23 protein-coding genes are annotated in these 21,990 nt (G+C 59.8%); 19 read left to right on the top strand and 4 right to left on the bottom strand.

Annotated elements, in window-relative coordinates:
- The first annotated feature begins 6 nt into the window (after positions 1–6).
- From iscU to KBY02_RS11745, 18 genes are all read left to right on the top strand, one after another.
- Positions 7–393 carry a Fe-S cluster assembly scaffold IscU gene (gene iscU / locus KBY02_RS11660; protein ID WP_002552476.1) on the top strand — a complete coding sequence of 129 codons (387 nt, stop codon included), beginning with the start codon at positions 7–9 and terminating at the stop codon, positions 391–393.
- Positions 394–464: 71 nt separating this feature from the next.
- Positions 465–788, top strand: coding sequence for an iron-sulfur cluster assembly protein IscA (iscA, locus tag KBY02_RS11665; RefSeq protein WP_003365093.1), 324 nt, complete (start codon positions 465–467; stop codon positions 786–788).
- Between the two features lie 10 nt (positions 789–798).
- Positions 799–1,320 (top strand): co-chaperone HscB, encoded by a 522-nt coding sequence (hscB, locus tag KBY02_RS11670; protein WP_003339753.1) that lies wholly within the window; start codon positions 799–801, stop codon positions 1,318–1,320.
- Between the two features lie 44 nt (positions 1,321–1,364).
- Complete coding sequence (gene hscA / locus KBY02_RS11675; RefSeq protein ID WP_032656370.1) at positions 1,365–3,227, top strand: Fe-S protein assembly chaperone HscA; 1,863 nt, start codon at positions 1,365–1,367, stop codon at positions 3,225–3,227.
- A 3-nt stretch (positions 3,228–3,230) separates the two neighbouring features.
- The gene (gene fdx / locus KBY02_RS11680) at positions 3,231–3,572 is read left to right on the top strand and encodes an ISC system 2Fe-2S type ferredoxin (RefSeq protein WP_004406488.1); all 342 of its coding nucleotides are present in this window, start codon (positions 3,231–3,233) and stop codon (positions 3,570–3,572) included.
- 14 nt (positions 3,573–3,586) lie between these two features.
- Positions 3,587–3,787, top strand: coding sequence for a Fe-S cluster assembly protein IscX (iscX, locus tag KBY02_RS11685; protein WP_003415412.1), 201 nt, complete (start codon positions 3,587–3,589; stop codon positions 3,785–3,787).
- A 96-nt stretch (positions 3,788–3,883) separates the two neighbouring features.
- Positions 3,884–4,309, top strand: coding sequence for a nucleoside-diphosphate kinase (gene ndk, locus KBY02_RS11690; protein WP_002552482.1), 426 nt, complete (start codon positions 3,884–3,886; stop codon positions 4,307–4,309).
- A gap of 33 nt (positions 4,310–4,342) precedes the next feature.
- Positions 4,343–5,491, top strand: coding sequence for a 23S rRNA (adenine(2503)-C(2))-methyltransferase RlmN (gene rlmN, locus KBY02_RS11695; protein ID WP_011266908.1), 1,149 nt, complete (start codon positions 4,343–4,345; stop codon positions 5,489–5,491).
- A gap of 26 nt (positions 5,492–5,517) precedes the next feature.
- Positions 5,518–6,276 carry a type IV pilus biogenesis/stability protein PilW gene (gene pilW / locus KBY02_RS11700; protein ID WP_003409116.1) on the top strand — a complete coding sequence of 253 codons (759 nt, stop codon included), beginning with the start codon at positions 5,518–5,520 and terminating at the stop codon, positions 6,274–6,276.
- Positions 6,276–7,280 (top strand): helix-turn-helix domain-containing protein, encoded by a 1,005-nt coding sequence (locus KBY02_RS11705; RefSeq protein ID WP_060406037.1) that lies wholly within the window; start codon positions 6,276–6,278, stop codon positions 7,278–7,280. Before pilW ends, KBY02_RS11705 begins: the two co-directional genes overlap by 1 nt.
- A gap of 3 nt (positions 7,281–7,283) precedes the next feature.
- The gene (gene ispG / locus KBY02_RS11710) at positions 7,284–8,393 is read left to right on the top strand and encodes a flavodoxin-dependent (E)-4-hydroxy-3-methylbut-2-enyl-diphosphate synthase (RefSeq protein WP_004406481.1); all 1,110 of its coding nucleotides are present in this window, start codon (positions 7,284–7,286) and stop codon (positions 8,391–8,393) included.
- A 22-nt stretch (positions 8,394–8,415) separates the two neighbouring features.
- Positions 8,416–9,705 carry a histidine--tRNA ligase gene (hisS, locus tag KBY02_RS11715; RefSeq protein WP_003409119.1) on the top strand — a complete coding sequence of 430 codons (1,290 nt, stop codon included), beginning with the start codon at positions 8,416–8,418 and terminating at the stop codon, positions 9,703–9,705.
- 39 nt (positions 9,706–9,744) lie between these two features.
- Positions 9,745–10,386: a YfgM family protein gene (locus tag KBY02_RS11720; RefSeq protein WP_002552488.1), complete on the top strand. Its 642-nt coding sequence runs from the start codon at positions 9,745–9,747 to the stop codon at positions 10,384–10,386.
- On the top strand, positions 10,379–11,533 hold the full coding sequence (gene bamB, locus KBY02_RS11725; protein WP_024642815.1) for an outer membrane protein assembly factor BamB: 1,155 nt from the start codon (positions 10,379–10,381) through the stop codon (positions 11,531–11,533). The genes KBY02_RS11720 and bamB overlap by 8 nt, the downstream gene beginning before the upstream one ends.
- Before the next feature lie 138 nt (positions 11,534–11,671).
- The gene (gene der / locus KBY02_RS11730; protein WP_011266911.1) at positions 11,672–13,144 is read left to right on the top strand and encodes a ribosome biogenesis GTPase Der; all 1,473 of its coding nucleotides are present in this window, start codon (positions 11,672–11,674) and stop codon (positions 13,142–13,144) included.
- Positions 13,145–13,253: 109 nt separating this feature from the next.
- Complete coding sequence (locus KBY02_RS11735) at positions 13,254–14,402, top strand: pyridoxal phosphate-dependent aminotransferase (protein ID WP_024642814.1); 1,149 nt, start codon at positions 13,254–13,256, stop codon at positions 14,400–14,402.
- Positions 14,390–15,181 (top strand): amidohydrolase, encoded by a 792-nt coding sequence (locus KBY02_RS11740; protein ID WP_225650390.1) that lies wholly within the window; start codon positions 14,390–14,392, stop codon positions 15,179–15,181. Before KBY02_RS11735 ends, KBY02_RS11740 begins: the two co-directional genes overlap by 13 nt.
- A 59-nt stretch (positions 15,182–15,240) precedes the next feature.
- Complete coding sequence (locus KBY02_RS11745) at positions 15,241–15,687, top strand: FlxA-like family protein (RefSeq protein WP_004406464.1); 447 nt, start codon at positions 15,241–15,243, stop codon at positions 15,685–15,687.
- A 111-nt stretch (positions 15,688–15,798) separates the two neighbouring features.
- Here KBY02_RS11745 and KBY02_RS11750 read toward each other — a convergent pair whose 3' ends face one another.
- From KBY02_RS11750 to xseA, 4 genes are all read right to left on the bottom strand, one after another.
- Positions 15,799–16,668, bottom strand: coding sequence for an isocitrate lyase/PEP mutase family protein (locus tag KBY02_RS11750; RefSeq protein ID WP_004406462.1), 870 nt, complete (start codon positions 16,666–16,668; stop codon positions 15,799–15,801).
- Between the two features lie 357 nt (positions 16,669–17,025).
- Positions 17,026–18,696, bottom strand: a complete 1,671-nt coding sequence (gene leuA / locus KBY02_RS11755; protein WP_004406457.1) for a 2-isopropylmalate synthase — start codon at positions 18,694–18,696, stop codon at positions 17,026–17,028.
- Positions 18,697–19,069: 373 nt separating this feature from the next.
- The gene (locus KBY02_RS11760; protein ID WP_096135868.1) at positions 19,070–19,894 is read right to left on the bottom strand and encodes a M23 family metallopeptidase; all 825 of its coding nucleotides are present in this window, start codon (positions 19,892–19,894) and stop codon (positions 19,070–19,072) included.
- A 7-nt stretch (positions 19,895–19,901) separates the two neighbouring features.
- Positions 19,902–21,281 (bottom strand): exodeoxyribonuclease VII large subunit, encoded by a 1,380-nt coding sequence (gene xseA, locus KBY02_RS11765; RefSeq protein WP_225650392.1) that lies wholly within the window; start codon positions 21,279–21,281, stop codon positions 19,902–19,904.
- Positions 21,282–21,412: 131 nt separating this feature from the next.
- Between xseA and KBY02_RS11770 the strand changes: the two genes are divergently transcribed.
- Positions 21,413–21,961: a sugar ABC transporter ATPase gene (locus KBY02_RS11770; protein WP_096135867.1), complete on the top strand. Its 549-nt coding sequence runs from the start codon at positions 21,413–21,415 to the stop codon at positions 21,959–21,961.
- The last annotated feature ends 29 nt before the right edge of the window (positions 21,962–21,990 follow it).

A 21,990-nucleotide genomic window follows, 5' to 3' on the forward strand; every position in this document is an offset into this window, starting at 1 on the left:
AGAATCATGGCTTACAGCGAAAAGGTCATCGACCACTACGAAAATCCACGTAACGTCGGCAAGATGAACGCGGAAGATCCTGACGTCGGCACCGGCATGGTCGGCGCTCCTGCGTGCGGCGACGTGATGCGTCTGCAGATCAAGGTCAACGAGCAGGGCGTTATCGAAGACGCCAAGTTCAAGACCTACGGCTGCGGTTCGGCCATCGCGTCCAGCTCCCTTGCGACCGAGTGGATGAAAGGCAAGACTCTGGATGAAGCAGAGACCATCAAGAACACTCAGCTGGCTGAAGAGCTGGCACTGCCGCCAGTGAAGATTCACTGCTCGGTACTCGCTGAAGACGCCATCAAGGCCGCCGTTCGCGACTACAAGCAGAAGAAAGGTCTGCTGTAAGCAGGCTTTTCAAGAGAAGCTTGCAACAGAGTCAACTGCAACAGGCTAATGCAACAGGCTAAGGAGTTCCGATGGCTATCAGCATGACAGAAGCTGCCGCTAACCACGTACGACGTTCCCTCGAGGGGCGCGGCAAGGGTGACGGCGTTCGTCTGGGTGTTCGCACCACAGGCTGTTCAGGTCTTGCCTATGTGCTCGAGTTCGTCGATGAGGCGGCCAGCGAAGACACCGTGTTTGAAATGCACGGCGTCAAGGTGATCATTGACCCGAAAAGTCTGGTCTATCTGGATGGCACCGAGCTCGACTTCGTGCGCGAAGGGTTGAACGAAGGCTTCAAGTTCAACAATCCCAACTCGCGCGGTGAGTGCGGCTGTGGCGAAAGCTTCAACGTCTGAGGCTTTTATTGTGGGTACTCCCTGTCACTTCGCCCTGTTTGACCTCAAGCCCGAGTTTCAGCTTGATCTTGACCAGCTGGCCACGCGCTACCGTGAGCTTGCGCGCAACGTGCATCCGGATCGTTTTGCGGATGCCCCCGAGCGTGAGCAGCGTGTGGCGCTGGAGCGCTCGGCCAGTCTCAACGAGGCCTATCAGACCCTGAAAAGCCCGCCGAAAAGGGCGCGTTATCTGCTGGCAATGAACGGCAACGAAGTGCCGCTCGAAGTCACGGTGCATGATCCCGAGTTTCTTCTGCAGCAGATGCAATTGCGCGAAGACCTCGAGGACTTGCAGGACGAGGCTGATCTGGCCGGCGTCGCGACCTTCAAACGTCAGCTCAAGATCGCTCAGGACGAACTGAACCAGAGCTTCGCAGCCTGTTGGAATGATGCTGCACAACGCGAGCACGCTGAAAAGCTGATGCGGCGTATGCAGTTTCTCGACAAGCTCTCTCACGAAGTGCGCCAGTTAGAAGAGCGCCTCGACGATTAACCCCGCGCGGCTTCGGTCGCGCGCCAGTGATTATTCTGAACAGCATGGCTTTACTGCAGATCGCCGAACCCGGCCTGAGTCCTCAACCGCACCAGCGTCGTCTGGCTGTGGGTATCGACCTGGGCACTACCAATTCTCTGGTTGCTGCAGTACGCAGCGGCCTGTCCGAACCGCTGGCCGATGCAGAGGGGCAGGTCATTCTGCCGTCTGCCGTGCGCTATCACGCTGATCGTGTCGAAGTAGGGCAGTCAGCGAAGATCGCCGCCTCCCAGGACCCGTTCAATACCGTTCTGTCGGTCAAGCGTCTCATGGGCCGTGGTCTGACCGACGTCAAGCAACTGGGCGAGCAACTGCCGTACCGGTTCGTCGGCGGTGAGTCGCACATGCCGTTCATCGACACCGTGCAGGGGCCGAAAAGCCCGGTCGAAGTGTCTGCCGACATCCTCAAGGTCCTGCGCCAGCGCGCAGAAGCCTCACTGGGTGGCGAGCTGGTAGGCGCGGTGATCACCGTTCCTGCCTACTTCGATGACGCTCAGCGTCAGGCGACCAAGGACGCTGCCAGACTGGCGGGCCTCAACGTACTGCGCCTGCTCAATGAGCCTACGGCTGCGGCGGTGGCCTACGGCCTGGATCAAAAGGCCGAAGGCGTGGTTGCCATCTATGACCTGGGTGGCGGAACCTTCGATATTTCGATCCTGCGCCTGACCGGTGGTGTGTTTGAAGTACTGGCCACTGGCGGCGATACCGCTCTGGGTGGCGATGACTTCGATCATGCGATAGCCAGCTGGATTGTCACGGATGCCGGTCTGTCAGCCGATATTGACCCTTCCGCGCAGCGCAGCCTGCTGCAGGCTGCCTGCTCGGCCAAGGAAGCGCTGACTGACGCCGAGTCTGTCGAGGTCGTCTACGGTGAGTGGCGTGGCACGCTGACGCGCGAGGCGCTCAATGCGCTGATCGAACCTATGATTGCCCGCAGCCTCAAGGCCTGTCGTCGTGCGGTGCGTGATACTGGTATCGAGCTTGAAGAAGTCGAGGCGGTGGTCATGGTCGGCGGTTCGACCCGTGTTCCGCGAGTGCGCGAAGCGGTGGCCGAGCTGTTCGGTCGTCAGCCGCTGACCGAGATCGACCCGGATCAGGTGGTGGCCATCGGGGCTGCGATCCAGGCCGATACCCTGGCCGGCAACAAGCGTGACGGTGGCGAACTGCTGCTCCTCGATGTGATTCCGCTCTCGCTGGGGCTGGAAACCATGGGCGGGCTGATGGAGAAAGTCATTCCGCGCAACACCACCATCCCTGTGGCACGTGGTCAGGAATTCACCACATACAAGGATGGCCAGACGGCCATGAAGATTCATGTCCTGCAGGGCGAGCGTGAATTGATCAGCGACTGTCGTTCGCTGGCGCGCTTCGAACTGCGTGGCATCCCGCCGATGGTCGCGGGTGCGGCAAAGATTCGTGTCACCTTCCAGGTCGATGCTGACGGTCTGCTCAGCGTCTCGGCGCGTGAAATGGGCTCGGGCATCGAGTCGAGCATTCAGGTCAAGCCGTCCTACGGGCTGACCGATGACGAGGTCACTCGCATGCTCAAGGACTCCTTCGAGTATGCCGGCGACGACAAGGTCGCTCGTGTGCTGCGTGAGCATCAGGTTGATGCCGAGCGCCTGCTCGAAGCTGTTCAGGGTGCCCTGGATGCCGATGGCGAGCGTCTTCTCGACGAAGAAGAGCGCCTGGTCATCAACCTGCAGATGGACGAACTCCGTGAGCTGATGCAAGGCACCGATGGTTATGCCATCGAGCAGCAGACCAAGCGTCTGTCGCAGGTGACCGATGCATTTGCTGCCCGACGCCTCGATTCGACGGTAAAAGCCGCACTGGCCGGGCGCAACTTGAATGAGATTGAGGAATAACTGATGCCGCAGGTGATTTTTCTGCCCCACGCCGAGCATTGCCCGGACGGGCTGGTTGTAGAAGTGGAGCCCGGCACGTCTATTCTCGACATTGCCCACGAGCACCACATCGAGATTGAAAGCGCCTGTGGTGGCGTGTGTGCGTGCACGACCTGTCATTGCGTCATTCGCGAAGGGTTCGATTCGCTGAATGAGGCCGATGAGCTGGAAGAAGACATGCTCGACAAGGCGTGGGGGCTGGAACGGCAGTCACGTCTGTCCTGTCAGGCCATTGTCGGCAACGAAGACCTGACGGTCGAAATACCCAAGTATTCGCTCAACCACGCCGCTGAAGCGCCGCACTGATTCAAGGATTGCTCATGAGTCTCAAATGGGTTGATGTTCAGGAAATCGCCATCCAGCTGGCTGAAAGCCACCCGGAGGTAAATCCGCTCACCGTGAGCTTCCCCAGGCTGCGTGGTCTGGTCATGGCCTTGCCTGAATTCGATGACCATCCAGACCGCAGCGGGGAAAAGGTCCTGGAAGCGATCCAGACATTGTGGATCGAAGAGCTGGATTGACGTTCAGTAACGCGCGCAGTTAGGCAATACACCAGAACCCGCGTATAATTCGCGGGTTTAATTTTTCGCTTCAATCACTGCTTCTGGAGTTTCACCATGGCTGTTCAACGTACTTTCTCCATCATCAAGCCTGACGCCGTTGCCAAGAACGTAATCGGCGAGATCACCACTCGTTTCGAAAAAGCCGGTCTGCGCGTTGTCGCTTCCAAGCTGAAGCAACTGTCCAAGGCCGAAGCTGAAGGTTTCTACGCTGAGCACAGCGCTCGCGGTTTCTTCGGCGACCTGGTTGCTTTCATGATCTCCGGTCCGGTTGTCGTTCAGGTTCTGGAAGGCGAAAACGCTATCGCTCTGAACCGTGAGCTGATGGGCGCTACCAACCCTAAAGAAGCTGCTGCCGGCACCATCCGTGCTGACTTCGCTGATTCCATCGACGCCAACGCTGTTCACGGCTCCGATTCCGAAGCAGCCGCCGCTCGCGAAATCTCGTACTTCTTCGCAGCTACCGAAGTAACCGCTCGCTAAGTTATTTTTGACTGACGAGTGAAGGGTGAATTCATGATTGCATCGACTGGTAAAACCAACCTGCTGGGGCTGACTCAACAGGAAATGGAGAAATTCTTCGACTCTATCGGGGAGAAGCGCTTCCGTGCCGGTCAGGTCATGAAGTGGATTCACCACTTCGGCGTCGACGATTTCGACGCGATGACGAACGTCAGCAAGGCCCTGCGCGAAAAGCTCAAGGCCTGTGCTGAGGTTCGCGGTCCTGAAGTGGTCAGCGAGGACATCTCCAGCGACGGCACCCGTAAATGGGTGGTGCGCGTAGAGTCCGGCAGCTGTGTCGAGACCGTCTATATTCCGCAGGGCAAGCGCGGCACCTTGTGTGTTTCGTCCCAGGCGGGCTGTGCCCTGGATTGCAGTTTCTGCTCCACGGGCAAGCAAGGCTTCAACAGCAACCTCACCGCCGCCGAAGTCATCGGTCAGGTGTGGATTGCCAACAAATCCTTTGGCAGCGTCCCGGCGACCGTCGACCGTGCCATCACCAACGTGGTGATGATGGGCATGGGTGAGCCGCTGCTGAACTTCGACAATGTCATTGCCGCCATGCATCTGATGATGGATGACCTGGGGTATGGCATTTCCAAACGCCGGGTGACCTTGTCCACTTCCGGTGTGGTACCGATGATCGATGAGCTTTCCAAGCACATCGACGTGTCCCTGGCCTTGTCGCTGCACGCACCGAACGATGCGCTGCGCAACCAGCTGGTGCCGATCAACAAGAAATACCCGTTGAAAATGCTTCTCGAGTCCTGCCGTCGCTACATGTCCAGTCTGGGCGAAAAGCGTGTGCTCACCATCGAGTACACCATGCTCAAGGACATCAACGACAAGGTAGAGCACGCGGTCGAGATGATCGAACTGCTCAAGGACACGCCTTGCAAGATCAACCTGATCCCGTTCAACCCGTTTCCGCACTCCGGTTACGAGCGTCCCAGCAATAACGCAATCCGTCGTTTTCAGGACCTGTTGCATCAGGCCGGTTATAACGTCACTGTGCGCACCACGCGTGGTGAAGACATCGATGCTGCATGCGGCCAGTTGGTCGGGCAGGTGATGGACCGCACACGCCGTAGCGAACGCTATATAGCCGTGCGTGAGTTGAGCGCCGAGGCCGATGCGGCCCCTGTCGCGGTGACTCGAACCTGACTGCGAACCTGACCGAGAGAGACCCCATGCCTGTGCGTGCCTCGCTGCTGCTCTGTGTTGTCGTCTTGCTGACAGCGTGCGTGTCCACCGGCAACGTCAACCCGCTGACGACAGCCCAGGGGCGCGAGGAAGCGCGCAAGGCTTACGTGCAGCTCGGGCTGGGTTACTTTCAGCAGGGGCAGACCGAGCGAGCCAAGGTTCCGCTGAAAAAGGCGCTCGAGCTCGACAGTTCCGATGCGCAGGCCAACGCCGCGCTGGCCCTGGTGTTCCAGACAGAGATGGAGCCGGAGCTGGCAGAGCAGTACTTTCGCAAGGCGTTGGCCGCCAGCAATAACGAAACACGCATCGTCAACAATTACGGCAGTTTTCTGTTCGAACAAAAGCGTTACAAGGAAGCCTACGAGCGTTTTGAGCAGGCGGCTGCCGACAACCTGTATCCTGAGCGGTCACGGGTTTTTGAAAGCCTGGGCATGACCTCGCTGAAACTGGGCAACCGCGAGCAGGCTCGCGAGCATTTTACCAAGGCATTGCGCCTGGACCGTCAGTTGCCGTTATCCTTGCTGGAAATGGCTCAGCTGTCCTACGAAGACAAGCAATATGTGCCGGCGCGTGACTATTACGACCGTTTTAGCCAACTCAGCGAGCAAAATGCACGTAGTCTATTGCTCGGTACGCGGCTGGCGAAGATATATGATGATCGTAACAAGGCGGCCAGCTTTGGCCTGCTGTTGAAAAGACTCTATCCCGGTACGCCGGAATATCAGCAATACCTGTCGGAGCAATGATGAAAGCGGCGCATCCCGAAGTTGTAGCAACCAATCGCGTGAATCCTGGAGAGACCCTGCGCCAGGCCCGCGAGAGCAGGAGCTGGTCGCTGCCAGATGTGGCCTTGAGACTGAATCTCACCGTGACCTCCCTGACCAATCTGGAGAACGGCCAGTTTGAAAAGCTGCCTGGGCATACGTTTGCCCGAGGTTATGTGCGTGCCTACGCCAAACTGCTTGATCTTGATCAGGCGGCGCTGGTCGAGCAGTTCGACCAGTTCACCGGCACCGACGGTAAAGGCAGTTCGGTTCACGCGCTGGGCCGTATCGAAGAGCCGGTCAGGCTGTCGCACAATATTCTGCGTATCGTCAGCCTGCTGTTGCTGGTGATTCTGGTCGGCGGCGGTTTCTTCTGGTGGCAGGATCAGGCGACCTTGCGCGGCAAGGATCAGTCCGGGTTGAACATGGAGCACGTCGAAGTCGAAAGCGCGGACGGCACCACGCAGATTCACCCGCTTGATGAGCCGGAAGAGCCTGCTGTGGCCGAAACGCCTGCCTCTGGACAAACTTCCTTGCCGTTGAATACCGGTGCGCCTGCCAGTGAGGCGCCCGCTGCTGCGCCTGCGGCCCCGGCTTCCAGCGTCACAGGTCACGCAACCGCACAACCACAGACACCTGCTGCTGCCACGCCACCGGCGAGCGCGCCTCAAGCCCCTGTTGCCGCGCCGACCGTGCCGTCGATGCCGACTGCACCTGCCGAGCAGCCAGCGCCTGTCGCGGCGGGTGCCGGTCAGGTGACCGTACAGTTCGTTGCCGACTGCTGGACCCAGGTCACTGACGGGAACGGCAAGGTGCTGGTCAGCGGTCTCAAGCGCAAGGGCGAGAGTCTGGATGTCAACGGCAAGCCGCCGTTGACCCTGCGTCTGGGCTACGCGCGCGGTGCGCAGGTCAGCTACAACGGTCAGCCTGTGGATGTAGCACCTTTTACCAGCGGCGAAACTGCTCGCCTGAAGCTAGGGCAATAAGTCATGCACGGCGAATCTCCAATCAAGCGTCGCGAATCCCGGAAAATATGGGTCGGTTCCGTACCGGTCGGCGGTGATGCGCCGATCGCGGTGCAGAGCATGACCAACAGCGATACCAACGATGTCGCCGCTACCGTGGCACAGATCAATCGTCTGGAAGCGGCGGGTGTCGACATCGTGCGTGTTTCGGTGCCGGACATGGACGCTGCCGAAGCATTCGGCCGCATCAAGCAACTGGTCAAGGTGCCGCTGGTCGCTGACATTCACTTCGATCACCGCATCGCCTTGCGTGTGGCGGAGCTGGGCGTCGACTGTCTGCGTATCAACCCGGGCAATATCGGTCGTGAAGACCGTGTGCGGGCGGTGGTCGATGCTGCACGTGATCGGGGCATCCCGATCCGCATCGGCGTCAATGCCGGGTCGCTGGAAAAAGACCTGCAGAAGAAGTACGGCGAGCCCACGCCAGAGGCCCTGGTAGAGTCTGCGCTGCGCCATGTCGAGCATCTGCAACGCCTGAACTTTCAGGACTTCAAGGTCAGCGTCAAGGCTTCCGATGTGTTCATGGCGGTCGCGGCCTATCGGCTGCTGGCCAAGGAGATCGTTCAGCCGCTGCACCTGGGCATCACCGAAGCCGGTGGCTTGCGTTCGGGTACGGTGAAATCGGCTGTCGGTCTCGGTATGCTGCTTGCCGAAGGAATTGGCGATACTATCCGCATCTCGCTGGCGGCTGACCCGGTCGAGGAAGTGAAGGTCGGGTACGACATTCTCAAATCGTTGCGCCTTCGTTCGCGTGGAATCAACTTCATCGCCTGTCCGAGCTGCTCGCGGCAGAACTTCGATGTGGTCAAGACCATGAACGAGCTGGAAGGTCGACTCGAGGATTTGCTGGTGCCGCTCGACGTCGCGGTGATCGGTTGTGTGGTCAATGGTCCGGGCGAAGCCAAAGAGGCGCACATCGGCCTGACCGGTGGCACGCCGAACCTGATCTACATCGACGGCAAACCCGCGCAGAAACTGACCAATGATAATCTCGTGAATGAGCTGGAACGCTTGATTCGCGAGAAAGCGGCTGAAAAAGCCGAAGCCGACGCCTCGGTCATCGTGCGCGGCTAACCCGGATTGCTAAGGATTTTCTGTGAGTAAGTCTCTACAAGCCATTCGTGGCATGAACGACATTCTGCCCGAGCAGACGCCGCTGTGGCGTCACTTCGAAGGCACCGTTGCCCGTCTGCTGGATAACTACGGTTACCGGCAGATTCGTATGCCTATCGTCGAATTCACCGAGCTGTTCAAGCGCTCCATCGGTGAAGTGACCGACATCGTCGAGAAAGAGATGTATACCTTCGCCGACCGCAACGGCGACTCTCTGACCCTGCGCCCTGAAGGCACTGCCGCGTGCGTGCGTGCGGTCCTCGAGCACGGCATCACTGGCGGCGGCCAGGTTCAGAAACTGTGGTACATCGGTCCGATGTTCCGTCACGAGCGTCCGCAGAAAGGCCGCTATCGTCAGTTTCACCAGATCGGTGTCGAGGTCTTCAACCTGGACGGTCCCGATATCGATGCCGAACTGATTGTCATGACCTGGCGCCTGTGGGGCCTGCTGGGCATTCGCAACGCCGTCAAGCTCGAGCTGAACAGCCTGGGCACCAGCGAGGCGCGTGCGCGTTATCGCGAGGCGCTGGTCGAATACCTCTCGGCACGTCTCGACCAACTGGACGAAGACAGCCAGCGCCGACTGAAAACCAACCCGCTGCGCGTGCTGGACACCAAGCATCCTGAAACCCAGGCTGTGCTGGTCGATGCGCCGAAACTGGCGGACTACCTGGATGACGAATCCCGCGTTCACTTCGAAGGCCTGAAGGCCCGTCTGGACGCCGCCGGTATTCCTTATGTGATCAATCCCAAGCTGGTGCGTGGCCTGGATTACTACAGCAAGACCGTTTTCGAGTGGGTCACCGACCAGCTCGGTGCCCAGGGTACGGTCTGTGCGGGCGGTCGTTACGACGGTCTGGTCGAGCAGATGGGCGGCAAGCCTACTGCAGGCGTCGGTTTCGCGATGGGCATCGAGCGCCTGGTGCTGCTGCTCGAAACCCTTGAGCAGGTGCCGGAAGAGATTGCCCGTCAGGTCGATGTCTACCTGTGCGCATTTGGCGAAGCCGCCGAGCTGGCTGCGCTGGCACTGACCGAAAAGGTGCGTGATCAGCTGCCGACTCTGCGGTTGCAGGTCAACGCCGGTGCCGGCAGCTTCAAAAGCCAGTTCAAGAAAGCCGACAAGAGCGGTGCGCTTTACGCGCTGATCCTCGGCGAAGAAGAACTGGCGGCGAAGGTCATTGGCGTCAAACCCCTGCGCGGTCAGGGTGAACAACAAAATATTGCCTGGGATGCTCTGTCGGAGCACCTGGCCTCCTGCGTCGTGCAGGGTTGAAGCTGATTTAACAGCCGTTTAGCGAATAGGAGTATTGGGGTGTCGGGTACCGAAGATGAAGAGCTGGCGGTAATGAAGGACTGGTGGCAGCGCAACGGCAAACCTCTGTTGACCGGCGGTCTGCTTGCGCTGGTCGTGGTTCTGGGTTGGCAGTTCTGGCACAGGTATCAGGCCAGCCAGTCGCAAGGCGCCTCGATGCTTTATCAGCAATTGCTGGAAACCGCACTGACGCCCAGTGGCCAGGCAGACACCGCACGTGTCGCCGAGATCTCCGGCAAACTGAAAAGCGAATTCGGTGGCACTACCTACGCACAGTTCGGTAGCCTGTTCGTCGCCAAGGTGGCGGTCGATGCCGGCAAGCTGGATGATGCTGCAGCCGAGCTGAAAACCGTGGCCGACAAGCCTGCCAACGACACGCTGGGCGAGATCGCCCGTCAGCGTCTGGCACGCGTGCTGGCTGCGCAGAACAAGACCGATGACGCGCTGAAGCTGCTCGACGGCGATGCCGACAAGGCTTTCCTCGCCAGTCGTGAAGAACTCAAGGGTGACCTGCTGGTACAGCTGGGTCGTACCGACGAGGCGTATGCTGCATACCAAAAGGCCAAATCTGCTCTGTCCGAAGACGCAGCAGTGGGTGGCCTGCAAATGAAGCTCGACGATCTGGCGAAAGGGGATGCGTGACGTGATTCGTTGGAAACATGCAGCATTGCTGGCTCTGGCCATTCTGGCCGCGGGTTGCAGCAGCAACAGCAAAAAGGAATTGCCTCCGGCCGAGCTGACCGACTTCAAAGAAGAAGTGGTTCTGCACAAGCAGTGGAGCCGTTCCGTTGGCGACGGCCAGGGCAAGACTTACAACATGCTCGTGCCAGCCATTGACGGCGACCGCATCTATGCGGCGGACGTCACGGGCGAAGTCGTGTCGCTGGATCGTCTGACTGGCGACGTGATCTGGAAGAAGGATCTCGATCTGCCCGTCTCCGGTGCAGTCGGCGTGGGCTATGGCCTGGTAATGATCGGCACCCTCAAGGGTGAAGTGATTGCCATGGACGCCACGTCCGGTGAGGAAAAGTGGCGCGCCCACGTGACCAGTGAAGTGCTGGCTCCGCCGGCCACCAACGGTTCTGTGGTCGTTGTCCAGACTCAGGATGACCGCATCGTCGGTTTCGACGCTTCTACCGGTTCGCAGCTCTGGATCTACGAAAGTACGCCGGCGGTGCTGACCCTGCGCGGCACGGGTGCTCCGCTGGCAACCAACCGTCTTGCCGTAGCGGGTCTGTCGACCGGCAAGGTCGTCGCTCTGGATATCACCAACGGCGTGCCGATCTGGGAACAGCGTGTTGCCATCCCGCAAGGCCGCTCGGAACTGGATCGTGTCGTCGATATCGACGGCGGCCTGTTGCTGTCCGGCGGTACGCTGTACGTCGCTACCTATCAGGGGCGCGTCGCCGGTCTCGATCTGGAAAGCGGTCGTGTGCTCTGGCAGCGTGATGCTTCGAGCTACTCGGGTGTCGCCCAGGGCTTTGGCAGCGTCTATGCCACTCTGGCCTCCGGTACTGTCGAAGGTATCGACGAGCGTTCGTCCTCTGCACTGTGGAGCAACGAATCACTGGCTCGCCGCCAGCTCGGCGCGCCGGAAGTGTATTCCAGCTACGTAGCGGTCGGTGACATGGAAGGCTACCTGCACCTGTTGAGCCAGGTGGATGGTCGTTTTGTCGGTCGCGAACGTATCGACAGCGACGGCCTTCGTGCGCGTCCGCTGGTGGTTGGGGACATGATTTACGTGTATGGCAACAGCGGCAAACTGGAAGCCCTGACCATCAAGCAATAAGTGTCCATGCCCGGGGCCAATGGCCCCGGGTGCCCTTGCTTCGGCAAGGCTGCGGTGCCTTTGTGGCATCGCCCCGAACTCCGGCCGCTGCCCTGCAGCGGCTTTTGTATTTTCTGAAATAACGAAGTGGAGAGCCGCATGGTTCCCGTAATCGCCCTGGTGGGTCGACCGAACGTCGGCAAGTCCACCATGTTCAACCGCCTGACCAGGACTCGCGACGCCATTGTCGGCGATCTGTCCGGTCTTACCCGTGATCGCCAATACGGAGAGGCGAAGTGGCAAGGGCGCTCCTATATTCTGATCGACACCGGCGGTATCTCCGGTGACGAGCATGGCATGGACGAAAAGATGGCCGAGCAGTCGCTGCTGGCCATTGAAGAAGCCGATGTGGTGCTGTTTCTGGTGGACGCCCGTGCGGGCTACACCGCTGCTGATCAGATGATTGGTGAGCACCTGCGCAAGCGCAACAAGCGTTCCTACGTGGTTGCCAACAAGATCGACAACATCGACGAGAACCTGGCGCGTGCCGAGTTCAGCCCGATGGGTCTGGGCGATGCCATTCCGGTGGCCGGTGCCCATGGCCGTGGCATCTCGCAGATGCTCGAAATCGCCCTGCGGGAATTCCCCAGGGACGAGGACGAGCCTGAAGAGGGCGTTGAGGTCGAAGAAGTCGCCGAAGGTCAGGAAGCCAAGCGCATCCCCGGCCCGAGCGAGAAAGACGGCATCAAGATCGCCATCATCGGTCGTCCCAACGTCGGCAAGTCGACGCTGGTCAACCGCATGCTGGGTGAAGACCGGGTTATCGTCTATGACGAGCCAGGCACTACGCGCGACAGTATCTACATTCCCTTCGAGCGTAACGAAGAGAAGTACACGCTGATCGACACCGCCGGTGTGCGCAAGCGCGGCAAGATCCACGAGGAAGTCGAAAAGTTCTCGGTGGTCAAGACGCTGCAGGCCATCAAGGACGCCAACGTGGTGATCTTTGTGATGGACGCCCGCGAAGGTGTGGTCGACCACGACCTGAACCTGCTGGGCTTCGCCCTTGAAGCGGGTCGTGCGCTGGTCATCGCGCTGAACAAGTGGGACGGCATGACGCCGGGCGAACGCGATTTCGTGAAGATCGAGCTGGAGCGCCGGTTGTTCTTTGTCGACTTCGCCGACATCCACTTTATCTCGGCCATGCATGGCACGGGCGTGGGCAACCTGTATCAGTCGGTACAGAACTCGTTCAAGTCCGCGGTAACGCGCTGGCCAACCAGCCGCCTGACCCAGATTCTCGAAGATGCGGTCAGCGAGCATGCGCCACCGATGGTCGGCAGCCGCCGCATCAAGCTGCGCTACGCTCACTTGGGGGGTGCCAACCCGCCGCTGATCGTAATCCACGGTAACCAGGTCGAGAAGGTACCCAAGTCCTACGTCCGTTACCTGGAAAACACCTACCGGCGTGTGCTCAAACTGGTCGGTACGCCGATCCGTATCGAGTTCAAGGGCGGCGAGAACCCGTATGAAGGCAACAAGAACACGCTCACTGACCGTCAGGTCAACAAGAAGCGTCGGATGATGTCGCACCACAAGAAGGCCGACAAGAAGCGCCGCGACAAGCGCTGAGTCAGCATCGGGAAAAAGGCGCTTCGGCGCCTTTTTTTGTGGCCGTTTAATGGGCTATCCTGCTTGACCCGTGCCGCCCGGTGCCGGGAGATTGCAGGGAAAGGGTTCCATGATCGACAGCAAGTTGCCCAACGTGGGCACCACTATCTTCACCGTCATGTCACAGCTGGCCGCCGAAACCGGCGCTATCAACCTGTCCCAGGGGTTTCCCGATTTTGACGGGCCGCAGGCGCTGCGTGATGCAGTCTGCCGACACGTCACTCAAGGCCATAACCAATACTCACCGATGACCGGCCTGCCTGCGCTTCGTCAGCAAGTCGCGGCAAAGATCGCCCGCAGCTATGGGCGTATGGTCAATCCGGACAGCGAAATCACCATCACACCGGGTGCCACGCAGGCGATTTTCTGCGCGATCCATAGCGTTATTCGCGCTGGTGACGAAGTGATCATTTTCGACCCTTGCTATGACAGCTACGAGCCCGCCGTCGAACTGGCCGGTGGGCGCTGTGTCCATGTGCAACTGGGGCTGGATGACTTCTCCATCGACTGGCAAAAGCTCAGCGATGCGCTGAGCCCGCGCACCCGCATGATCGTCATCAACAGCCCGCACAACCCCAGCGGCGCGTTGATCAATCGTGCAGAGCTCGATCGGCTGGCCGCGTTGATTGCCGATCGCGACATCTACCTGCTCAGCGACGAAGTCTATGAGCACCTGGTGTTCGACGGCGCACGCCATGTCAGTGTGCTTGATCACGAAGCGTTGTATCAGCGCGCCTTCGTCGTCAGCTCGTTCGGCAAGACGTATCACGTCACTGGCTGGAAAACCGGCTATGTGGTCGCGCCGCCAGCATTGAGCGCCGAGTTGCGCAAGGTGCATCAGTATGTGAGCTTCTGCGGTGTCACGCCTTTGCAGTACGCGTTGGCCGACTTCATGGCCGAACACCCGGAGCATGTCGATGAACTGCCAGGCTTTTATCAGGCCAAGCGCGACTTTTTCTGTGGTCATCTGGCCGAGTCGCGTTTCAGCTTCCGGCCGGTGGGCGGGACTTATTTCCAGTTGGTCGATTACTCGCAGATCAGGCCCGACCTCAACGATGTCGACATGGCCTTGTGGATGACCCGTGAACACGGTGTGGCGAGCATTCCGATTTCTGTGTTCTACCAGAGCCCGCCAGCAGGGCAGCGCCTGATCCGCCTGTGCTTTGCCAAACAGGAAGAGACGTTGCGTCAGGCGGCGGAGAAACTATGCGCGATCTAAGCGGGCTGCCGAACCTCAACCTCGCGCTGATCCAGACCACGCTGGCGTGGCATGATCGCGAGGCCAATCTCGAGCATTTCGAGCCATTGCTGGATCAGGCGCGCGGCGCGGACCTGGTGATCCTGCCGGAAATGTTCACCACCGGGTTCTCGATGGAGTCCGAGGCGCTGTCAGAACCGGAAGCCGGGCCTACATCGGCATGGCTACTGGCGCAGGCCAGGCGTATCGACGCCGTAGTGACCGGCAGCGTCATGATCCGCGCTGCCGATGGCAGTCATCGCAACCGCTTGCTGTGGGCGCGACCGGATGGTGCGCTGCTGCATTACGACAAGCGCCACCTGTTTCGCATGGCCGGAGAGCACGAGCATTACACGCCGGGCGATCGCCAGGTCATGTTTGAACTCAACGGCTGGCGTGTACGGCCGCTGATCTGCTATGACCTGCGCTTTCCGGTCTGGAGCCGTGACGCTCAGGACACCGACCTGTTGCTGTACACCGCCAACTGGCCGGGTGCGCGGCGTCTGCACTGGAATCGCTTGCTGCCTGCCAGAGCCATTGAAAACCTGTGCTATGTGGCCGCAGTCAACCGGGTCGGATCGGACGGCAAGGGCTTCGCTTACACTGGTGACAGTCAGGTTCTGGATTTCCAGGGCGAGAGCCTGTTGAGCGTGGGCGAAGCGGACGGAGTGTTCAAGGCGACGCTCAGCGCGGCAGACTTGCATACCTATCGCACACGGTTTCCAGCCGGGCTGGATGCTGATTCATTTAATATTGAATAAAGGTACTTCAGAATGTTTCTGGTCGGCCGATAGCTTCTCCAGAATTCCTGGAGACCGCCATGACTACCATCAATACATCCACGCTGAACAGTTACTCGAGCTCGTTGACGTTAGCGATTAAACCTACCGAGGCTGAAACAGCCAAGGCCACTGCTGCTGCCGCCACCACGACTACCGAAACAGAGAAAAGCTCTGATCAGGCATCCACCGAAGGTGGCAAGGCCGGTGCGGCGGGTGGCGGCGGCAGCGTGGGTGGCTCCAGCGAGTCGTCTCTCAATCAGACCATCGAGCAAATAAAGCAGCAGATCAAGGACGCTCAGAAACAACTCGCCGAGCAGAAAGCGCAGTTGGCTGCCGCACAAAGCAGCAAAGGCACGGCGGAAGAAAAGGCCCAGAAATCCATGGCGATTCAGGGTCAGATAGCGAGCACCAGTGCCAACCTGCAGACCTTGCAGGCCTCGTTGTTGCAATTGGAGACTGAAGGTGGCGTGAACACCACTGCGTGATCCCTCCTGATGAGCGTCCGAAGTGACGCTCATCATGCCCACTCACAGTGTTGCGTGGGCATTCAGCTGCGTCTGCCTCCGATCAGGCGGCGCAGCGTCCGGCGTTGCCTGTCACTCGTTCACGTTCATGAACTTGCGGGCCCACTCTACGTAGTCTTCAGGCTGCGTATAGGTGTGGGTCAGTTCGGTTGCGCTCATGTTCGATTCGTTGCCCAGTATCTGGCGCTGTTCGCGCAGGCAATCGTAGGTGGCCTTGATCGCGGCGAAGTACGCTGCGTGGCCATGTACGCAGACCCTGACACCCATCTCGGCAAGGCGCGCGTTGTCGTGCAGTTCCGGGTTGCCGTACGTCACCAGCATCAGCGGCACGGTCACACCTTCGGATATCTGCGCCAGGTGATCGAAGTCACGAATGCCGACGATGGTAATGCCGTCAGCTCCAGCGGCCTGGTATTGCTGCACACGGCTGATGGCTTCCTGAACCGGGATAATTGCCGCATTGGTGCGGGCAAAGATCGACATCTCCGGATCGACACGTGCTTCCAGCGCTGCGCGGATCTTGCCAACACCTTCTGCAGTGGAAATCAGGTCCGTGGATTTGCGTCCGAACTGCGCCGGCAGCAGGGTATCTTCAATCGTCAGTGCAGAAATACCGGCACGTTCCAGTTCGACAACGGTGCGCATGACGTTAAGGGCATTGCCATAACCATGGTCTGCGTCCGCGATGACCGGGAGCTGTGCGACACGGCCGATGCGCGTGGCCTGTTCAACGAATTCACTCAGGGTGATCAGGGCGAAGTCAGGGGCTGCCAGGACTTGCAGCGAAGCCACGGAGCCGCCGAGGATGCCTACTTCAAAGCCCAGATCCGCTGCGATTCGCGCTGACATGGGGTCGAACACCGAGGCTGTGTGAAAGCAAGCGTTCGACGAGGTGAGCGCACGGAAGCTGCGGCGCAAATCTTGATGGGAAGCCTTGGGCATAATCGCTCCAAATGTGATTGGATCAGCTCAGCGTACCGAGGCCGATGGTAATTTCAATGCACGGTGGGTCTGCCCGAGCATTCTTTTCGTCCGGAAATCAATGCAATAGTCGTCTTGGTTTTATAGGAAAGGTGCAGCTGGCAGGTAAGTCCGAGCAGGCATCGTCAGCATATGAATTGCTGTTGGATTGGGCGAACTCTGGAGTAAGGGCAGCATGCTACCACAGCATAAATGAAAAAGATTATGCCGAAACAGGCAGGGTCATGCGCGGAATGCAAGAGGCAGGTGCAGCGTGAGGCGGGGGAGGGAAGCGGGCGCTGCGGATGGCGGACCTGCGTCCGCCATCCGGCTGTCAAATCAGGCAGCTTTGGCCTGAGTCTGGCTGAGTGAGCGATTAAGCGCGCTGAACAGGGCGCGGAAGCTCGCCGTGGTGATGTTTTCATCGATGCCCACACCATGCACGGCGCGTTCGCCATTCACGCGCAGCTCAATGTAGGCGGCCGCCTTGGCGGTCGTACCCGAACCGATCGCATGCTCGTTGTAGTCCATGATTTCCACGGCCACTGGCAGACCGGCGACCAGTGCTTCCAGGGCGCCCTTGCCCTTGCCACGCCAGTGCTGGGTTTCGCCGTCGACGTGCACCTCGGCATCTACCGAGCTGTTGCCGTTCTCTTCCTGCAACTTATGGCTGATCAGCGCATAAGGAACGTTGGCTTGCAGGTATTCACGACGCAACAGCGAGTGAATCTGCTCGGCCGTCATCTCCAGGCCCAGGCGATCGGTCTCACCCTGAACCACTTGGCTGAACTCGATCTGCATGCGGCGTGGCAGGGAAATGCCATATTCCTGTTCCAGCAGGTAAGCGATGCCACCTTTGCCTGACTGGCTGTTGACGCGAATCACCGCCTCGTAGCTGCGACCGATGTCGGCCGGGTCGATCGGCAGGTAAGGCACTTCCCACAACTCGCCTTCCTTCTGCTGGGTGAAACCCTTGCGGATCGCATCCTGGTGCGAGCCGGAGAACGCGGTGTGAACCAGGTCGCCAACGTACGGATGACGTGGGTGCACCGGGATCTGGTTGCACTCTTCGACGACCTTGCGCACGCCGTCGATGTCCGAGAAGTCCAGCCCGGGATTGATGCCCTGGGTATAGAGGTTCAGCGCCACGGTGACCAGATCGACGTTACCGGTCCGCTCGCCGTTACCGAACAGGCAGCCCTCGACGCGATCCGCGCCGGCCATCAGGCCCAGCTCGGTCGCGGCAACGCCCGTACCACGGTCGTTGTGGGTGTGCAGGCTGATCAGCACGCTGTCGCGGCGGGTAATGTTGCGGCCAAACCATTCGATCTGGTCGGCGTAAATGTTGGGTGTCGCCACTTCCACGGTGGCCGGGAGGTTGAGGATCACCTTGTTCTCTGGCGTGGGATTCCACACCTCGATCACCGCATCACAGACTTCCTTGGCGAATTCCAGTTCGGTCGCACTGAAGGTCTCCGGCGAGTACTGGAAGGTCCACTGGGTTTCCGGCTGCTGCGCTGCGTATTTGACGAACAGCTTGGCGGCGTTGACCGCGATCTCCTTCACCCCGGCCTTGTCCTGATTGAAGACAATGCGGCGGAACGACGGGCAGGTCGCGTTATACAGGTGAACGATGGCTTTCTTGGCGCCGCGCAGTGATTCGAAGGTGCGGGCGATCAGGTCTTCGCGAGCCTGGGTCAGTACCTGGATGGTGGTGTCATCCGGGATGTGACCGTCTTCGATCAGGGTACGCACGAAGTCGAAGTCAGTCTGCGAAGCCGATGGAAAGGATGCCTCGATTTCCTTGACGCCGACGCTGACCAGGGTTTTCCAGAAGCGCAGCTTCTTGGCCGCGTCCATCGGTTCGATCAGCGACTGGTTGCCGTCGCGCAGATCGGAGCTGCACCAGATCGGCACTGCGTCGATGGTCTTCGAAGGCCAGGTACGGTCAGGCAGATCAATGGTCGGGAACGCGCGGTACTTCTTCGACGGGTCTTTGAGCATGGTCATCAGGAAATCCTTTTGTATTCACGGGGCCGGGGTTAGGCGGCCTGCCGTTCTGGATAGATAGCACAGGGAATTGCGAACACAGTGACGAGGCACAGCATGCTAGCCAGGCAGTCGGGCGCTGACCAGGCTGAGGCACCGGTGTTGGCGCAACAGAATAAGGGTTTGAGAGGTTTTCATGAGGCCAACCGTAACCATTGGCATGGATGATGGCAAGCACTTGAAAAAGATTGGAATAAATTCTCGAAAATATGTCTTTGGCGAGTTTTTATAGCGGCATCTGAAGCGTTATGTGTGGGTTATTGTTGTTCGAAAGCGATGTGCGCAAGTGAGGGGCCGTGTGAGCGAGCGCCATAGCGCTCGCTCACCAACAGGCTTACGGCTGAAACGCGCCGATGAAGATCGCCGGGTCCACGCGTGCATCATTGAGGCTGACGTTCCAGTGCATGTGCGGCCCGGTTGCGCGACCTGTGGCGCCGACTTTGCCGACCACTCCGCCACGCGGGACGAGGTCGCCGACCTTCACGTCGATCTTCGACATATGGCAAAACATGCTGATGAAGCCTTGCCCGTGATCGACGAATACCGTGTTGCCATTGAAGAAGTAATTGCCGGTCAGGATGACCTTGCCCGCTGCCGGGGATTTGATCGGCGTGCCGGCCGGCACCGCGAAGTCGAGGCCCGAATGCGGGTTGCGCTCTTCGCCATTGAAGAAGCGACGCACGCCGAACTTGCTCGACAACGGGCCATTGACCGGCTTGTCCAGAATCAGGTTGCTTGGCGTGCCTGGGCTGAAACTGCGGTAGGCGCGCAGTTGCTCGGCCAGTTCGCCCTCAATGCGTTTGTTGTCTTCAGGGTTGGGATTGACCTGACGTTTGTTCTTGAGCGTGATGTGCTGTTCCGGGTATTTCTTGCTGCCAACGGTGAAGTTGAGCGTGCGCCCGCCGGAGGTGACCTGCTGGGTGCCGGGTTTGACGGTCAAAGGAATGCCGACGATGGCCAGCCAGCGCGTGCCCTGTTCCTTGACCACCAGCACCGGTTTGCCTTGATAGGTGGCGGTCGGTGCCTGGGCGCCTGTGCCCAGATCGATAACCGCCACACCGCCGGGCACCGGCTTGTCGAGTGCGCGGGCAATAAAGCTGTCGGCGTGGGCGGGCAGACAGAGCAGCAGGGCGAACAGCGGGGCGATAAAACGTAGCATCAAGCAGTCAGTCCAGAAGGGAGAGGGTCACAGGTGTGAGGTGATTGTCTTCGACGCGTACTTGCAGTTCGCCTTCGCCGAGCCTGGCGGTAAGTCGTTGGCCCGTTTGCGTCTGTGCAGCGTTACGAATCGCGTGGCCGCGCTCGTCGAGCAGAATGCTGTAACCGCGTCCCAGTGTGGCGAGCGGGCTGACCACGTTGAGGGTCTGCACCTGGCTTTGCAGTTGCAGCTTGCGCGCCTTGATCTGTTCGCGAATGGCTCGCGGCAGACGCTCGGCCAGGGTATCCAGACGCTGGCGCAAAAAGGCCAGGGTCCGGCCTGGATGCTGGGCAGCAAGGCGGCTCTGCATATGCGCCAGACGCAGCTGACGTTGATGCATGTTCTGTTCAAGGGCGCGGCGCAGGCGCATGTCCAGGTCGTCCAGCCGCTGCGACTGCTGACGCAAGCGCTCGCCAGGGTGGCGCAGACGCCGGGAAATACCCTCGAGACGCAGCCGCTCGCGCATCAGTCGGTCCTGCATGCGGCTGACCAGTCGCCGGTGCAGGTTGTCGACGCGTCGATGCAGGTCGCTGGAATCCGGGGCGAGCAGTTCGGCGGCAGCGGAGGGCGTCGGTGCGCGCACGTCGGCGACAAAGTCGCTGATGGACACATCGGTTTCATGCCCGACAGCGCTGACAATCGGCGTCACGCACGCGTCGATGGCGCGGGCGACGGCTTCTTCGTTGAAGCACCACAGGTCCTCCAGCGAGCCGCCGCCACGGGCCAGGATCAGCGCATCGAAGCCTCTGCTGTCGGCCAGCTTCAGTGCGCGGACAATCTGGTTGATCGCCTCGCGGCCCTGAACGGCGGTGGGAATCAAGGTCAGCTCGACCCGCGGCGCGCGACGACGGAACACGCTGATGATGTCGCGGATCACCGCACCGGTCGGTGAGCTGATGATCCCGATACGTTGCGGGTGCAGCGGCAGAGCGACCTTGCGCTCGGCGCTGAACAGGCCTTCGTCGCTGAGCTTGGCTTTCAGCGCATCGAACGCCAGGCGCAATGCACCGTCACCGGCAGGTTCCACCGTATCGAGAATCAACTGATAGTCGCCGCGGCCTTCAAACAGCGATACCTTACCGCGCACCTTGACCTGCAAGCCGTCCTTGAGCGCCTGACGCACCCGCGCCGCGCTCTGCCGGAACAAGGCGCAGCGGACCTGCGCGCCGGAGTCCTTCAACGTGAAGTACACATGGCCCGAGGCCGGGCGCGAGAGGTTGGAGATCTCGCCTTCGACCCAGATGCTGCTGAATACGTCTTCCAGCAGCACGCGGGCGCGGCCGTTGAGCTGGCTGACAGTAAGGACTTCCCGGTCGAGGCCGAGTCTTGCGAAAGGGTCTTTGATCATGTCGGGCATCATAATGGCAATGCCGGTCTGGCGCACAGGTCTGTCTCGTCGGTAAAGGCAGGATTGCTTCTTGACCTGAATGGCCAGCCCATTAAGCTGCGGCCTCGAACAGCTTTAAGCGACGCTCCGTTATGAACACCCAAAGCATCATCGTCTCGCAAATCTCCACCTTTCCCGGGCACGAGGCCAGAGCGCGGCTCATTCTGCGCTGGCTGGTCAAGCTCGATGTGGTCGAGCCGGAGCTGACCACCTGCGGACGCACCTATAACAAGATGGCCTACGCGGTGGCATCGGGAGCGAAGCGAGTGGTCAAGAATCCCGATGCGTTGCCGTTCGGGCAGGTCGTCAACGGCCTGGAAATCGTCACCAAACGCTGCATCTATACCCCGCTGAACGACTTCGCCGAAGAGGCCGGTTGCCCGGAGTGTCGCCGCGAAGTGGGGGAGGCGCTGTTCGACAGTCTGGAAGACTGGATGCCCGGTCACACCGATAATTTCACCTGCCCCGAATGCCGCCATGAAGATGACATCAACGGCTTTCTTTTTCTCGACGCCTGCGGGTTTTCCAACCTCGGTTTCATCTTCAATAACTGGCTGGATGCGTCGTTCACGCAGACCTTTCTGGATGACTTCGCCGAACGTCTGGATCGCCCGGTCTCCTGCGTTAATGTGCTTCTATAAACAGCTTTGATAATAGGCTGAGGTTTACA

Source organism: Pseudomonas sp. P129, assembly GCF_020312195.1.
GTDB classification, from domain to species: Bacteria; Pseudomonadota; Gammaproteobacteria; order Pseudomonadales; family Pseudomonadaceae; genus Aquipseudomonas; species Aquipseudomonas fragariae.

What these genes read in the sequence shown, in the direction of transcription:
- der (WP_011266911.1), top strand. Translation starts at nt 11,672, where the DNA reads ATGGTTCCCGTAATCGCCCTGGTGGGTCGACCGAACGTCGGCAAGTCC.
- rlmN (WP_011266908.1), top strand. Translation starts at nt 4,343, where the DNA reads ATGATTGCATCGACTGGTAAAACCAACCTGCTGGGGCTGACTCAACAG.
- leuA (WP_004406457.1), bottom strand. Translation starts at nt 18,696, where the DNA reads ATGACCATGCTCAAAGACCCGTCGAAGAAGTACCGCGCGTTCCCGACC.
- KBY02_RS11735 (WP_024642814.1), top strand. Translation starts at nt 13,254, where the DNA reads ATGATCGACAGCAAGTTGCCCAACGTGGGCACCACTATCTTCACCGTC.
- KBY02_RS11770 (WP_096135867.1), top strand. Translation starts at nt 21,413, where the DNA reads ATGAACACCCAAAGCATCATCGTCTCGCAAATCTCCACCTTTCCCGGG.
- bamB (WP_024642815.1), top strand. Translation starts at nt 10,379, where the DNA reads ATGCGTGACGTGATTCGTTGGAAACATGCAGCATTGCTGGCTCTGGCC.
- KBY02_RS11745 (WP_004406464.1), top strand. Translation starts at nt 15,241, where the DNA reads ATGACTACCATCAATACATCCACGCTGAACAGTTACTCGAGCTCGTTG.
- iscU (WP_002552476.1), top strand. Translation starts at nt 7, where the DNA reads ATGGCTTACAGCGAAAAGGTCATCGACCACTACGAAAATCCACGTAAC.
- KBY02_RS11760 (WP_096135868.1), bottom strand. Translation starts at nt 19,894, where the DNA reads ATGCTACGTTTTATCGCCCCGCTGTTCGCCCTGCTGCTCTGTCTGCCC.
- xseA (WP_225650392.1), bottom strand. Translation starts at nt 21,281, where the DNA reads ATGATCAAAGACCCTTTCGCAAGACTCGGCCTCGACCGGGAAGTCCTT.
- iscA (WP_003365093.1), top strand. Translation starts at nt 465, where the DNA reads ATGGCTATCAGCATGACAGAAGCTGCCGCTAACCACGTACGACGTTCC.
- KBY02_RS11705 (WP_060406037.1), top strand. Translation starts at nt 6,276, where the DNA reads ATGAAAGCGGCGCATCCCGAAGTTGTAGCAACCAATCGCGTGAATCCT.
- KBY02_RS11750 (WP_004406462.1), bottom strand. Translation starts at nt 16,668, where the DNA reads ATGCCCAAGGCTTCCCATCAAGATTTGCGCCGCAGCTTCCGTGCGCTC.
- KBY02_RS11740 (WP_225650390.1), top strand. Translation starts at nt 14,390, where the DNA reads ATGCGCGATCTAAGCGGGCTGCCGAACCTCAACCTCGCGCTGATCCAG.
- ispG (WP_004406481.1), top strand. Translation starts at nt 7,284, where the DNA reads ATGCACGGCGAATCTCCAATCAAGCGTCGCGAATCCCGGAAAATATGG.
- fdx (WP_004406488.1), top strand. Translation starts at nt 3,231, where the DNA reads ATGCCGCAGGTGATTTTTCTGCCCCACGCCGAGCATTGCCCGGACGGG.
- iscX (WP_003415412.1), top strand. Translation starts at nt 3,587, where the DNA reads ATGAGTCTCAAATGGGTTGATGTTCAGGAAATCGCCATCCAGCTGGCT.
- pilW (WP_003409116.1), top strand. Translation starts at nt 5,518, where the DNA reads ATGCCTGTGCGTGCCTCGCTGCTGCTCTGTGTTGTCGTCTTGCTGACA.
- ndk (WP_002552482.1), top strand. Translation starts at nt 3,884, where the DNA reads ATGGCTGTTCAACGTACTTTCTCCATCATCAAGCCTGACGCCGTTGCC.
- hscA (WP_032656370.1), top strand. Translation starts at nt 1,365, where the DNA reads ATGGCTTTACTGCAGATCGCCGAACCCGGCCTGAGTCCTCAACCGCAC.